The organism is Mycobacterium sp. G7A2, assembly GCF_041902445.1.
Classification (GTDB): domain Bacteria; phylum Actinomycetota; class Actinomycetes; order Mycobacteriales; family Mycobacteriaceae; genus Mycobacterium.
On sequence record NZ_CP169251.1, the window covers coordinates 490,482 to 503,835 of the forward strand.

Consider the following 13,354-nt stretch of genomic DNA (forward strand, 5'->3'; position numbering starts at 1 on the left):
GGGGAGGCGGGGGCTTTGCGTGGGTTTGTGCCCAGATTCAGTGTGGCCGCGTCGCGAGCACCACCTGCGGGCTGAGCAGACCTCCGCGCAACGTCACCTCGATGTCGGGGTCGGCATACGCGGCCAGCGCCCGCAACGCCGAGGGGCTGTACGCGCGCAGCGAACTGATGACGCCGTCGTGCACGAACGGCACCAGCGGTGCGAACGGCAGCATCGTGGCCAGCCGAAGCAGGTGCAGCGGCGCGGGCGGCCGCGGCAGATCGACGATGAGCAACCGGGTCGCCACCCGCGTGCCCTCGGCGAACACCCGGGCAGCTGCTTCAGGCGCCAGATGGTGGAACGACAGTGCGAACACCGCCAGGTCGAACTCGTCGTCGCCGGCGTCCATGGCGGTGGCGTCCATGGTCCGCACCGTCGCCCGGGGATGGTGGCCGAGCTGCCCGGCGGCGATCGCACGGACGGATTCTTCGTCGACGTCGGTGACGGTCAACCGCGCTGTCGGATGCCAGTCGAGCAGTCGGCGGGACAGCCCGCCGTGGCCGGCGCCGAGTTCCAGGATGCGCGGATCGGCGACATCGGCGACCTCGTCGAGGACGAGCTGGGCGAACCTGTCGTGGTTGCCGAACACCTCGCCGGTCCAGTCCAGGGCCCGGATCACGCTGCGCTTGCGTGCCTCGTCCGCAGCCTCGACGGAGTCCCGGTCCAGGTACTCCGGTCGGTCGGTCTGCAGCAGTCGGTCCAGACACGACGCGTCCGGCCCGCCGCGCGGCATCGCGGCGATGCCCCTATCCACCGATGTGGTGCCCATGGCCTCCATCATGACCGAGCGGTCAGCCGGCGGCATCCAGCTCGGCCTTGACGTCGGCATCGAGGGCGATGTCGGCGACCGCGGTGTTCTCCTCCAGATGAGCCACCGAGGACGTGCCGGGGATGAGCAGCACGTTGGGGGCCACCGAGAGCGTCCAGGCCAGCGCGATCTGCGCCGGAGTCCGGCCGAGCCGGCCGGCTTCGCGGGCAACGGCAGGGTGGCCGAGGACCGGGTTGTCGGCGGTGAACCCCGATCCCAGCGGGAAGAACGGCACGAACGCGATGGCGTGTTCGGTGCACAGGTCCAGCAGCGGCTGCGAGGTGCGGTCGACGAGGTTGTAGGCGTTCTGGACGCAGACGATCTCGGTCTGATCCAGGGCGATCCGCAGATGGTCGACGCTGACGCTGCTCAGTCCGATGCCGTCGATGAGCCCTTCGTCACGCGCGGCGGCCATCGCGTCGAGCTGGCGGGGAAACAGATCGGGATCGACGTCACCGGGGGCGTTCGGGTCGCCGCCGGAGAAGACCCGCAGATTCACCGCGGCGAGCCGGTCGACGCCGAGGGCCGACAGATTCTCCTCGATGCTGCGGCGCAGTTCATCGGGTTGCTGCGCAGCCACCCAGCCGCCCTGATCGTCGCGGGCGGCACCCACCTTGCTGACCAGCGTCAAATTGGCCGGGTACGGGTGCAGGGCCTCACGGATCAGTTCGTTGGCCACATTCGGCCCGTAGAACTGCGCGGTGTCGATGTGGTCGATTCCGAGTTCGATTGCCCGTCGCAGGACGGCGACGGCCTCGTCGTGGTCGCGCGGCGGACCGAAGACGCCGGGTCCGGGCAACTGCATGGCGCCGAAGCCGACGCGACCGACCGTGTGGGTGCCGAGAGGGAAGGTGTCCATATCGGATACCGACGCGGATCCGGCGCGATTTAGTCCCCTGGCGGGGCTCTACCGCGCCGGATCCGCCGAGGCGCTAGTCCTCTCCGAGGACGCCGTACACCTCGCGGCGGGCCTTGTTGACGATCGCCACGATGCGCTCCTGCTGGTCCTCGGACGCCGCGAACGCCGCCTGCCGGACCGCCCCGAGGAGCTGGGCCGCCGCGTTGCGCAGGTCGGCTTCCGCGGGCTCGATGTCGTCGGCGAGCCCGTGCCACGGCGGCGTCTCGACCTTGGTCGCGGCGGCCCGGCCGTCCTCGGTCAGCTCGAACAGCTTCCTGCTGCCCTCGCTGTCACCGGCGGCGATGAGGCCCTCGTCTTCGAGTAGCTGCAGCGTCGGGTACACGGAGCCGGGGCTGGGCTTCCAGACGTTCTGGCTGCGTTCGGCGATCTCCTGGATCATTTCGTAGCCGTGCATCGGGCGCTCGGTCAGCAACGACAGAATCGCGGCGCGAACGTCGCCGCGCTTGCCACGCCGTCCGCCGCGGCGACCCCCGCGGGGGCCGGGGCCGAAGCCGAACCCGCCTCGAGGATCGAAGCCGAAGTCGAAGCCGCCGCGCGGATCGAAACCGGCGCCTCGACCGCGCCCGAAGCCCGGGCCGAAGCCGGGTCCCATGGACTCGGAACCGGCGTGCTCGCCCAAGTGGCCGCGCAACTCGCGGCGAGCCTGACGGTGTTGGTGGTGCAGCGACCGGCGATCGATGGGGCCGAAGCCGAAGCCGCCGGCGGGTGCGCTGAATGGGTGGTTCATCTGTGTGTCCTCACGAATTCGGGGAAACGCACCATGCGTTTCCGATGGCTCAACGATATATCGAAAACTATCGCGATGCAACGACTCGGGGAGCGACGGGTGTGCGGAGTTTGCCGCCGGGCGTTGTCGTGGCCGAACTCGACGGGGGCGCGACGGAGCCGTCGCTGAGGCAGAACAGGGTCCTGGCAGCGTCGATCCGCAGCTGTGGCAGTCGATTTCGATCGTGAATCGCGTCGGACCGCATGTCCGCACGCGGTCGGGTGGGTTACCGCTCCGGTTCGGTGCGGTGGTCGATGGCCCGGGCCAGCCAGCGCGCCCAGTCGGCTTCCATGGCCGCCGTGCGCAACCCGAACTCGAGCGCGGCGCGGGCGAAGAAGGCAGTGTCCGAGTCGCCCCACTCGACGGAGTCGCGGATGTGCTCGTAGCGGGCCAGTGCATGGTCTGCGGAGTCGGCCATGCGGGAGGCGTAGTCGCGCGCCTGGCCGGCTGGGATTTCGCCGAGGAGGAACACCCGAAGCACCTCGGGCCGGCGCAGTGGCGTGTCGTCGTGCGGCCGGGTGATCCACGCCAGCAGGTCGACCCGCCCGGATTCGGTGATGCCGTACTCCTTGCGCCCGCGCGGGCCGACGTTGGTGACCTCGATCAGCCCGTCGGCGGCGAGCTTGTTCAGTTCACCGTAGAGCTGGCTCTGGGTCGCAGGCCACACGTTGGCCATCGACACCTCGAACCGTTTCAGCAGGTCGTATCCACTGCCGGGCTGCTGGGCCAACAGGCCGAGGGTGGCATAGCGCAGGCTCACGGCCAGCATCGTACGGCGGGGCGGATGGCTGGAAAGACATTCCACTATTGACATGTCAGAATTGGTATGTGAATGTGGTAGACATCTCACAGGAGGTTGCAGACCATGACCGAAACCGCCACCGACCACGACGATCCGACACTGTTCGGGACCGGGGACTTCTTCCAGCGCGGCAACTACGCGCCCGTCGCCGACGAGCTGACCGAACACGATCTTCCGGTCACCGGAGCCATACCGGCCGAACTGAGCGGGTGGTACCTGCGCAACGGACCCAACCCCCGCTCGGCGACAGGGCACTGGTTCACCGGAGACGGCATGATCCACGGCGTCCGACTCGAAGGGGGGCAGGCCAAGTGGTATCGCAACCGCTGGGTGCGCACCGACAGCTTCGATGATCCCCGACCCTTCTACAACGCCGACGGCACCCGCAACCTCCGTGTCAGCGTGGCCAACACCCACGTGGTCAACCATGCCGGAAAAACGTTGGCGCTGGTGGAATCGTCGCTGCCCTATCAGATCACCGACGAACTCGAAACCGTCGGCGCGTACGACTTCGACGGCAAGCTCGTCGACGCGATGACCGCACACCCGAAGATCTGCCCCGTCACCGGTGAACTGCATTTCTTCGGATACGGCAGCCTCTTCGCGCCGCATGTGACCTACCACCGCGCCGACGCCGACGGAAACCTGATCATCGATCGCCCGATCGACGTGCCCGCGCTGACGATGATGCACGACTTCGCGTTGACGGCGAACTTCGTGGTGTTCCTCGACCTGCCGATCGTGTTCGATGTCGACTTCGCCCGCAACGGGACCGGCGACATGCCCTACCGCTGGGACGACGGCTACGGGGCCCGGCTCGGTGTGCTGCGGCGCGACGACCCGTTCGGGGAGGTGCGCTGGTTCGACATCGATCCGTGTTACGTCTTCCACGTGGCCAACGCCCACGACGACGGCAACACCATTGTGTTGCAGGCGGTCCGGTACCCGGAACTGTGGCGAGACGACGCCGGCTTCGACGCCCAGGCAGTCATGTGGACGTGGACGATCGACATGCAGCGGGGCACCGTGTCCGAACGCCAGCACGACGACCGGGTCGTGGAATTCCCGCGCATCGACGATCGACTCGCCACGCTGCCGGCCCGCTACGCGGTCACCGTCGGCGACGCCCGGCTGATCCGTCACGACCTGCGCACCGGCAGCACGGTCGAACACCGATTCGGCACCGCCGACGCTCCCGGTGGGCCGGGGGAGGCGGTGTTCGTGCCGTCCACGGTGGGGCCCGCCGACGAGAGCAGCGGCTGGTATGTCGCCTACGTCTACGATCCTGCCCGCAACGGCAGCGACCTCGTCATCATCGACGCCTCCGACTTCACCGGCCCACCGGTCGCCAGAATCGCATTGCCGCAACGGGTTCCCTACGGTTTTCACGGGAACTGGATCGCCGACTGAGCGCTCAGGACGGTGGCGCGAACCCGTCCGTGCGGGGCGCGGCGGGTGGCCCGGGTGGGGCTGGGGGCGGCGGCGACCCGGGATGCGACGGCGGAGAGGCGGGGCCCGGCCAACCCGGTGGTGGGGACGGCTGCAGACGAATCATCTCGCGCCGGTGCCGCTCGGCGAGGACAGCGGCCAACGCCATCGCAGGCGGCGTGCCTGCCGGCGGCGGGGGAGAGATTCGCGACAGGACATCCGAGCCGATCCGGTAGGCCATCTGATCACGCACCTGGGGATGCAATTGCGATGCCCGGGAAAGGAACTGCCGGGCCAGCTCGGCCTGCTCGGCGTCCAGCCCGGACAGCTCCAGCGTGGCCGCCCACCACGCCAGCTGTGGCGGCATGGTCGGTGGCGGCGAAAGGCGCGGGGCCCGTTCGGTGATCACCAGAGTTCCGGCGAAGATGTCACCGATGCGTTTGCCCTTCGGAGAGATCAGGCTGCAGATGACGGCCGGGCCACCGGTCAGCATCCAGATCTCGATCACCCCGGCCAACGCGCGGAACAGCGCCTGGCGGAACCGTTCCGGGCCACCGTCGTCGGAGACCACCCGAAGTCCCAGCGCCATCTTGCCCAAGGTCCTACCGCGGGTGGCGGTTTCGAAGATCACGGGATAGCCGACCAGTGCGAGCACGGTGAAGATGATCAGCACCGCGGCCGAGAACGCCGAATCGAACTGGGCCAACGTGGTCGCCCAGAGCATCACGCCGACGACGTAGAGCACGAAGATGACGACGATGTCGATGAGGATCGACAGTGCCCGCACCGGCAGCTGAGCGATCTGGACGTCGAGCACCACCGCGTCCCCGGTGACCACGGGCTGCTGCGAACCGACCATAACCGCTCACGCTACTAGCATGGCCGGCGTGGATGTCGACGCGTTCGTGATGGCCAACCGGGCCTCGTGGGACCGCCTCGAGCACCTCGTGAAGAAGCGCCGACGGCTCAGCGGAGCCGAGGTCGACGAGTTGGTCGAGCTCTACCAGCGGGTGTCGACCCATCTGTCCATCGTGCGGTCGTCGTCGTCGGATGCGGTGCTCGTGGGCCGGCTGTCGGGTCTGGTGGCGCGCGCCCGCTCGGTGGTGACCGGGGCGCATGCGCCGCTGCGGCAGGAGTTCATCCGATTCTGGACGGTGTCCTTCCCGGTGGTCGCCTACCGGTCCTGGCGGTGGTGGCTGGGTTCGGCGGTCGGCTTCTTCGTGGTGGCGATCGTGATCGCCGCGTGGATCGCGAACAACCCCGAGGTGCAGGCCGCCATCGCCACGCCCGAGGAGATCGACCAGCTGGTCAACAACGACTTCGCCGCCTACTACAGCGAGAACCCGGCCGGGTCGTTCGCGCTCAGCGTCTGGGTGAACAACGCGTGGATCGCCGTGCAGTGCATCGCCTCGGCGATTCTGCTGGGCATCCCGATTCCGTGGGTGCTGTACAACAACGCGCTGAATCTGGGCCTCAGCGCCGGCCTGATGTTCGGCGCGGGCAAGGGCGATGTGTTCCTGGGTCTGATCACCCCACACGGGCTGATCGAGCTGACGGCCGTGTTCCTGGCCGCGGGCGCGGGGATGCGGCTGGGCTGGTCGGCCATCTCGCCCGGCGACCGGCCCCGCGGGCAGGTGCTGGCCGAGCAGGGCCGCGCGGTGATCGCCGTCGCCGTCGGCCTGGTGGCGGTGCTCGTGGTCGCCGGCCTCGTCGAGGCGTTCGTCACGCCGTCCCCGCTGCCGACCTTCGCGCGCATCGCGATCGGTGTCGCCGTCGAGGCGGCGTTTCTGGGCTACGTGGTCTACTTCGGCGCGCGAGCGGCGCGCGCCGGGGAGACCGGCGACGTTGCCGACGCGCCCGACGTGCTGCCTACGGCGTGACCCCGGCAGTACCGCTGCGGCGGGCCCGGACGAGTCGCACGGCATAGATCACGGCGCTCACGCCGAACAGCGCGGCCGTCAACAACAGCCACCGCCCGAGGAACGGTTCCTGGGTCTGCCCGGTGGCGGCCAGATAGGTGCGTGAACCCTGCTCGATGATGCCCGGCAGGAACATCAGCAGCGTCAATCCCGCCGCCAGCGCGGGTACCCGGACGTAGTTCACCACCGGCACGGCGGACCGGTGACCGCCGCGCGGTCGGGTGACCCGCAGCAGCACCCGGTCGGCCAGCGCGTAGACCGGGAACAACACGAGATCGTGCACGATGATGGCCGCAGCGAACCACACCGCGATCGACTGCCACCACGTCGTCGGATTCCACAGCGCGCTCACCCCGAGCGTGGCGATCACCGCGCCGAACAGGGCGAACCCGGCGATGAGCACCAGCAGGTGCCACGGATGCGAACCGTAGATCGTGCGGAACCCGGCGGTCAGCGTGCTCACCGGGGGTCCGTCCGGAACTCGATGCCGCGCACCCACTTGGTGTTGTGCACGCCGGGTAGCGCGGGGACGATGATGCGCGCCGGGAAGCCGTGATCCAGCGACAGGTCGACACCGTTGACCTGCAACGCCAGCAGCGAATCGGCGTGACGCACCTGGTTGGCCTGCAGCCTGGCGCTGTTGAACGCGCCGAAGCGTTCGATGGACGTCACCTGCGCCCATTCGGGTTCGGCCACCCCAGCCAGCTGAGCGAGGTCGCGCAGCCGCACGCCCGTCCACGTCTGCGTGGTCGACCATCCCTCGACGCAGGCGATCGGCAGTACCGCGGTGTGCTGGGTCATGGCGCTGAGCGTGGCGCGATCCAGCACAACCGGCTCCGCACCGCCGGTGAGGGTGAGACGCCAGCTGTCGCCGGTGTTCTGGGGGTTGATCCCGGCCGCGACCGCGGTCCGGTTGACCTGGAAGTCGTTGGGACCGTCACCGAGGCTGCGGCCGCGCGGCAGCAGCAATGCCGCGTGGCGGGTCCAGCCGCCGATGGTCTGACCGAGGGTGAGCACGGCGACGAACGTCGCGCCGCCGCCGACGAGCGCCAACGCGCCTCGCCGGCTCAGGGTGGCGGGCGCCGGGTCGGAGCTGACCAGCCCGTCCGGCTCGTGGGGCTCCGCGACCGTGTCCTCGCGGCTGGTGCGTAGCACCTCGCGCATCGACCGTGACCGCAGGCTCGACCACATTCGGGGTGCCTTGATGGCGACATGAACCACGAAGCCGGCGATGAACACCCAGGCGCCGTAGTAGTGCGCGGTGTAGAAGCTGAACCCGAAGATGTAGTCGTACTGGATGTTGAGCACCCCGGTGACGATCTCGAACAGGATGCCGCCCACGAGCATCAGCAGCGACACCCGCTCCAGCACCTGGGCGATCGAGCGTGACGGGGGCCAGACGAACAGCCGCGGAATCACCGACCACAGCTTGGCCAGCACCACCGGGATCAGGATCAGTCCCAACCCGACGTGCAGACCCTGGTTGAGACGGTACAGCCAGGACGGGTCGGTGGGCCAGTCGAAGGTCGGCAGCTTCAGCCACCCGACATCGCCGGGGATGGCCTGCCCCAGTTGCGGTCCGTAGGCGATGTAGGACAGCAGCCCGGTGATCGTCACCACCGGCAGGGTCACCAACAGCACCGCCCCGAACACCGATGTCAGCCACGGTCCGCGCAGCGGACTGCGCCAGCGCTGGACCCGCTTCATCCCCGGCGGCGGATGACGGTCCAGCGTGCGCCACGCCGCCTCCGGAAACCCGTAACCCTCCCGGTCGTCGTCGGTCACGGCACCGCCGCGAGGCTGGCGACCACCCGCGTACCCAGCCGGTGCAGGCCGGCCAGGGTGAGGCCGGCCTGTTCGGCCAGCAGGGCGGCGCTGTCGGCGCCGACACGCGCCCAGGGGAACCACTCGCCGATCGCATCGGACGATTCGAGCCTGATCCGGCTGGTCACCACGCCGGTGAACGTCGGGTCGAGCTCCACGAGGCAGCGCCCACCCCGGCGCAGCAATTGCGCTGCGACGCCCAGGAGGCGCTGGGGGTCACCGCCCAACCCCACCGTCCCGTCGGCCAGCAGCACGGTCGCCCACTGTCCCATCCCCGGCAGCGGTCCGAAGACGTCGCCGTGCAGAACCGGGGTGCCGCGCCGACGCGCCAGCCCTACCGCCGTGGCCGACTGGTCCACCCCCAGCGCGGGAATGCCGCGCCGGACCAGACCGGCCACCAGCCGGGCGGGCCCGCAGCCCAACTCGATCGTGGGCCCGTCACACATGGCGATCACCGCGGTGTCGAACGGCTCGTCTGCGCCGTGGCCGCCCAACCACTGGGCGACCGGCAGGTCAGACACTCCACCACGCGCGTCGCGGATCCAGCATCCCTCGCCGCCCAGCGCCCGCTCGTAGAGCTGTCCCAGCATCGTCACCCCGCACTCGGTTCCGCAGCCCGCCGGTGCGCGCTGGGTGGGTCGCCGTCGACCGGCAGGCCACCTCAGTGATTCTGCAACAGTGCGACGCGTCCACGTGGAAATCTCAATACCCGCCGTTTTCGTTCTCAAGCCGGGGCGGGGAACCGTCAGACTTCGTTAACCGACGGCCTACAGGCGGCCCGCGGCCTTCATCGCGAGGTAGTGATCGGCCAGGGCGGGGGCGAGTTCGTCCGGCGGAGCGTCGACGACGTCGACACCGAGGCCGCGCAGCCGCGCCGCCACCTCGCGGCGGTCGTTGCGGGCCCGCTCCGCCGCCGCGGCGTCGTAGACGGCCACCGCGTCGGAGCGTCCCGCGGCCAGGCTGTCGACCCGCGGGTCCGCCACCGCGGCCAGCATCACCCGGTGCTTGGCGGTGAGCTGCGGAATCACCCCGATCAGGCCCTCGTCGATCGCCGACGCGTTCAGGTCGGTCAGCAGCACCACCAGCGCGCTGCGCCGCTCGCGGCGCTGCACGGCGGCGACCATCGACCGCGCGTCCGATTCGACCAGAGCGGGCTCCAACGGCGCCATCGCGTCGACCAGTTGGGCCAGCAACTCGGTGCGCGAGGCGTTGAGAACGCCGGCGCGGGTGACGCGATCGTGGGCGAGGAAGTCGACGTGGTCACCGGCGCGGGCTGCCAGCGCGGCAAGCAGCAACGCGGCATCCATCGACCAGTCCAGTCGCGGCCAGCCGCTCAGATCGGCCCCGGTGGGGTCCACGCCCACCCGACCGGCCGACGTCCTTCCGGTGTCCAGCACGATCACCACCCGGCGGTCCCGCTCGGGCCGCCACGTCCGCACCACCACGTCCGCGCGTCGCGCCGTCGCCCGCCAGTCGATCGAGCGGATGTCGTCCCCGACCACATACTCGCGCAGCGAATCGAATTCGGTGCCCTGTCCGCGGATCAGCACCGGCGTCATGCCCTCCAGTTCGCGCAACCGGGCCAGCCGCGACGGCAGGTGCTTGCGAGACAGGAAGGGAGGCAGGATCCGGATGCGCCACGGCACCCGGTGCGATCCCTGACGTCCGGCCAGTCCGAGCGGCCCTGTCGAGCGGGCGGTGACCAGTGCTGACACCTGATCGCCCCGGCGCACCGGCTGCAGCCGGGTGTGAACCCGAACCTGTTGTCCAGCAGCGATGTTCACCGGATGGGTGCGCGGCTGCGCTCGCGCGCTGGGTGCCCAGGCGTCGCGCACGACTCCGCGAAACCGCCGCCGCCCCAGATTGGTCAGGCTCAGGGTCGTTTCGACCGGCTGACCCAATCGCGCCGATTGTGCTCCATCCCTGACCAGTTCGAGCTTGCGGGGGCTTCCCGCCAGGAGGGCGTCGGCCACGACGGCAACGGTCAGCGCGGCCAGCGTCACGCCGAACACCAGGGCTGGGCGCGAAGACAGCGTGATCGGCACCGCGCACAGCAGTGCTATCAGCCCGACCCGTCCGGTGAGAACCACGGATCTAACGTGGCACCGGCACGGCAGCCAGGATGCCGTCGATGACCCCGTCGGCGCTCGCGCCCTCTAGTTCCGCCTCGGGGCGCAGCGCCACCCGGTGGCGCAGCGTGGATCTGGCCATGGCCTTGACGTCGTCGGGAGTGACGTAGTTGCGCCCGGACAACCACGCCCAGGACCGCGACGTGGACAGCAGGGCGGTGGCACCGCGTGGCGAGACGCCGAGCTGCAGCGACGGCGAATGGCGTGTGGCGGCGACGATGTCGACGATGTAGCCGAGCACTTCGTCGCCGACCAGCACCTGCCTGACCGCTTCGCGGCCTGCGGCCAGCTCGGCCGGCCCGGCCACCGGACGCACCGAGGACAGGTCGCGCGGGTCGAAGCCGCGCGCGTGCCGCTGCAGGATCGCGATCTCCTGCTCGCGGGGCGGCAGACTCACGTTGAGCTTGAGCAGGAACCGGTCCAGCTGCGCCTCGGGAAGTTGGTAGGTGCCCTCGTACTCGATCGGGTTCTGGGTTGCGGCGACGATGAACGGATCGGGCAACGTCCGCGGCTGTCCGTCGACGCTGACCTGACGTTCCTCCATCGCCTCCAGCAGTGCGGCCTGCGTCTTGGGCGGGGTGCGGTTGATCTCGTCGGCCAACATGAGGTTGGTGAAGACCGGTCCCGCGCGGAACTCGAACTCAGCGGTGCGGGTGTCATAGACCAGAGATCCGGTGACGTCGCCCGGCATCAGATCCGGGGTGAATTGAACCCGCTTGAACTCCAGCTGCAGAGCCGCGGCCAGCGTGCGCACCAGCAGCGTCTTCGCCACCCCGGGCACACCCTCGAGCAGCACGTGCCCGCGGCACAGCAGCGCGATCACCAGGCCGCTGACGACGGCGTCCTGACCCACGACCACCTTGGCGATCTCGGCGCGTAGCGCCATCAGTGCGGTGCGGGCGTCCTCGTGCGGGGCGGGTTGAGTCACGATCGTGCGACCTGCCTTTCGATGTCGTCGAGCGCGCCGGCCAGGCCCACCAACTCGTCGTCGGTGACCGGTGGCGGTCCGTAGAGAGTACGGGCCACGTGGTGCGGATCCAGCCCGCACCGCTGGTGCACCGCATGGGTGACGGAATCGGGCGGCGCCGCCGGTCCGAGTCCCAGCCGCGGCAGCATCCGGTGCAGCGTCGCTGTGCGCAGCGCCTCGGCGGAACGATCGCGGGCCCGGTGCGCCCGGTACATGCGACCGCGACCCTCCACGGTTTCCGAGGCACGTACCACCACCGGCAGCTGCTCGGCCACCAGCGGGCCGACGCGACGGATCTTCCACAGCGCCAGCAGTGCCACCACCAGCACCAGCTGCCAGACCAGCCAAGGAACCTGCTTGGGTACCAGGTCGGAAAGTGTTGCGTCCCCGCCGAAGTCGTCGAACTGGGCGAACTGCGGCGCATACCAGATCACCCGCGGCCGGGTGCCGGCGAGGTTCATGGCCAACGCGGCGTTGCCTTCCTGCAGCAACCCGCCGTTGGCCATGACGTGGGCGCTGCCCACTGCGGTGACGGTGCGCTCCCCGACCGTGTAACGGGCCAGCGCGCCGTCGTAGCATCGGGTCACCGGCACCGCGCCCGCGGCGTCGAAGGTGTCGGCGCCGTCGAACCGCACCGCACCGGCCCGGGTGGCCTCCCGCAGGTCGCAGTCCGGCCGCAGACCACCGAAATCGGTGGGCTCGCCCGCGTCGAGTTCGGGAGCCAGCGCTTCCCGGGTGGCGCCCGAGGGCTGCACCAGCAGCCGATCACCCGGCAGGGCGGCCAGCCGGCCCAGCAGTTCGTCGCCGTGCAGGTGAGGGGTCTGCGCCACGACCAGCAAGGTGTCCGGCCGCGCCGCACCCTCCACGGTGGCGAGGTCGGCTGCTTCGACGACGGCAACGCCCTGGTCGCGAAGCAGCGCGACCAGGGCATGCGCACCGTCCTCGGCGGTCGATTCAGGATCCATCGGACCGCCGGAGCGCGCCCCGGACAGGTAAGCGCCGGCGACAGCGACCGCGACGATGACCACGACGGCCAGCAGTACCCAGCGCCCGCCACGCCACCGTGCGGTCATGGTCGGGCCGACCGCCGTCGACGACGGCGTCATCGCACCTCGGCCCACGTCGGCGCGACGGGCTGCTGCGGCGCTCCCGGCCCGGAGGTCGCCCGGTCGCCGAGCCTGCCGTCCAGCGCCGCGACCTGCCGGTAGCTCGCCTCGGTGCCTGGTCGCTCACCGTAGGTCACGTCATTGAACGCCGTTGCAGCCGAACTCAATTCGTCGGCAAGCGCGGGTATTGCACGCCCGGCCACCCGGGCGAGCTCGGTGGCGGTGCGGCCGGGGACCCGGTCGAGGACCCCGTCTTCCTCGAGTTGGCGCGCGACGGCGCGGACCCGGTGCCGGATGGCGGGCGCCCACTGCTGCGAGGCGGCGAACGTCTCGGCGGTCGCGCGATGCTCGGCGGCGCTGAGCTCATGGTCGTCGAACAGGGTGATCGCTGCCGATCGGCTGGTCTTCATCGCACGCCGGGCGATGCGCACCGCGACGACGACCGCGACCGCCACCAGCAGCACCAACACCGCCACGGTGAACCACCCGCCGGGCAGCTCGGCCCCGCGCGTCGCCACCCGGTAGAGCAGGTCTTCGATCCAGCTCATGATCTGGTCGCCGAGGGAGGGCTTCGGGTAGATCGCCTTGGCGAGCTCACTCTGCGCCGCGTCGTGCGCCGCGTCACGGTCGATGTCGACAGTGGCCAC

The 13,354-nt window shown here is 70.0% G+C and carries 14 protein-coding genes; 2 read left to right on the forward strand and 12 right to left on the reverse strand.

The annotated features are described in order from the left end of the window. Positions 1-37: 37 nt before the first annotated feature. The 4 genes from ACEWX3_RS02375 to ACEWX3_RS02390 all read right to left on the reverse strand — a co-directional run bounded on the left by ACEWX3_RS02375 (position 38) and on the right by ACEWX3_RS02390 (position 3,292). Entirely contained in the window at positions 38-817 is a 780-nt protein-coding gene (locus ACEWX3_RS02375) for a class I SAM-dependent methyltransferase (protein WP_374159760.1), read from the reverse strand. A 13-nt stretch (positions 818-830) separates the two neighbouring features. Beyond that, on the reverse strand, positions 831-1,706 hold the full coding sequence (locus ACEWX3_RS02380) for an oxidoreductase (RefSeq protein WP_374158595.1): 876 nt from the start codon (positions 1,704-1,706) through the stop codon (positions 831-833). Between the two features lie 73 nt (positions 1,707-1,779). Continuing rightward, the gene (locus ACEWX3_RS02385; protein WP_374158596.1) at positions 1,780-2,493 is read right to left on the reverse strand and encodes a PadR family transcriptional regulator; all 714 of its coding nucleotides are present in this window, start codon (positions 2,491-2,493) and stop codon (positions 1,780-1,782) included. 265 nt (positions 2,494-2,758) lie between these two features. Next, positions 2,759-3,292: a PadR family transcriptional regulator gene (locus tag ACEWX3_RS02390; protein WP_221359067.1), complete on the reverse strand. Its 534-nt coding sequence runs from the start codon at positions 3,290-3,292 to the stop codon at positions 2,759-2,761. A 105-nt stretch (positions 3,293-3,397) separates the two neighbouring features. Between ACEWX3_RS02390 and ACEWX3_RS02395 the strand changes: the two genes are divergently transcribed. Continuing rightward, positions 3,398-4,744, forward strand: a complete 1,347-nt coding sequence (locus tag ACEWX3_RS02395) for a carotenoid oxygenase family protein (protein ID WP_374158597.1) — start codon at positions 3,398-3,400, stop codon at positions 4,742-4,744. Between the two features lie 4 nt (positions 4,745-4,748). Here the strand turns inward: ACEWX3_RS02395 and ACEWX3_RS02400 are convergent, their stop codons facing one another. Further along, positions 4,749-5,621 (reverse strand): RDD family protein, encoded by an 873-nt coding sequence (locus tag ACEWX3_RS02400; RefSeq protein ID WP_207065397.1) that lies wholly within the window; start codon positions 5,619-5,621, stop codon positions 4,749-4,751. A gap of 28 nt (positions 5,622-5,649) precedes the next feature. Here ACEWX3_RS02400 and ACEWX3_RS02405 point away from each other — a divergent pair, with 28 nt between their 5' ends. Next, positions 5,650-6,642 (forward strand): stage II sporulation protein M, encoded by a 993-nt coding sequence (locus ACEWX3_RS02405; RefSeq protein ID WP_374159761.1) that lies wholly within the window; start codon positions 5,650-5,652, stop codon positions 6,640-6,642. Here the strand turns inward: ACEWX3_RS02405 and ACEWX3_RS02410 are convergent. The 7 genes from ACEWX3_RS02410 to ACEWX3_RS02440 all read right to left on the reverse strand — a co-directional run bounded on the left by ACEWX3_RS02410 (position 6,632) and on the right by ACEWX3_RS02440 (position 13,354). Further along, a complete protein-coding gene (locus ACEWX3_RS02410; RefSeq protein ID WP_374158598.1) occupies positions 6,632-7,144 on the reverse strand; it encodes a hypothetical protein in 513 nt (170 codons plus the stop codon). The two genes, ACEWX3_RS02405 and ACEWX3_RS02410, sit on opposite strands and share 11 nt — an antisense overlap. Next, positions 7,141-8,388, reverse strand: coding sequence for a molybdopterin-dependent oxidoreductase (locus ACEWX3_RS02415; RefSeq protein WP_207065411.1), 1,248 nt, complete (start codon positions 8,386-8,388; stop codon positions 7,141-7,143). The genes ACEWX3_RS02410 and ACEWX3_RS02415 overlap by 4 nt, the downstream gene beginning before the upstream one ends. A gap of 74 nt (positions 8,389-8,462) precedes the next feature. Beyond that, entirely contained in the window at positions 8,463-9,095 is a 633-nt protein-coding gene (locus ACEWX3_RS02420) for a methyltransferase domain-containing protein (RefSeq protein WP_374159762.1), read from the reverse strand. A 177-nt stretch (positions 9,096-9,272) separates the two neighbouring features. Then, positions 9,273-10,595 carry a DUF58 domain-containing protein gene (locus ACEWX3_RS02425; RefSeq protein ID WP_207065399.1) on the reverse strand — a complete coding sequence of 441 codons (1,323 nt, stop codon included), beginning with the start codon at positions 10,593-10,595 and terminating at the stop codon, positions 9,273-9,275. Between the two features lie 4 nt (positions 10,596-10,599). Further along, positions 10,600-11,520, reverse strand: a complete 921-nt coding sequence (locus tag ACEWX3_RS02430; RefSeq protein WP_374159763.1) for an AAA family ATPase — start codon at positions 11,518-11,520, stop codon at positions 10,600-10,602. A 38-nt stretch (positions 11,521-11,558) separates the two neighbouring features. Next, on the reverse strand, positions 11,559-12,707 hold the full coding sequence (locus ACEWX3_RS02435) for a DUF4350 domain-containing protein (protein WP_374158599.1): 1,149 nt from the start codon (positions 12,705-12,707) through the stop codon (positions 11,559-11,561). Then, the gene (locus ACEWX3_RS02440; RefSeq protein ID WP_374158600.1) at positions 12,704-13,354 is read right to left on the reverse strand and encodes a DUF4129 domain-containing protein; all 651 of its coding nucleotides are present in this window, start codon (positions 13,352-13,354) and stop codon (positions 12,704-12,706) included. Before ACEWX3_RS02440 ends, ACEWX3_RS02435 begins: the two co-directional genes overlap by 4 nt.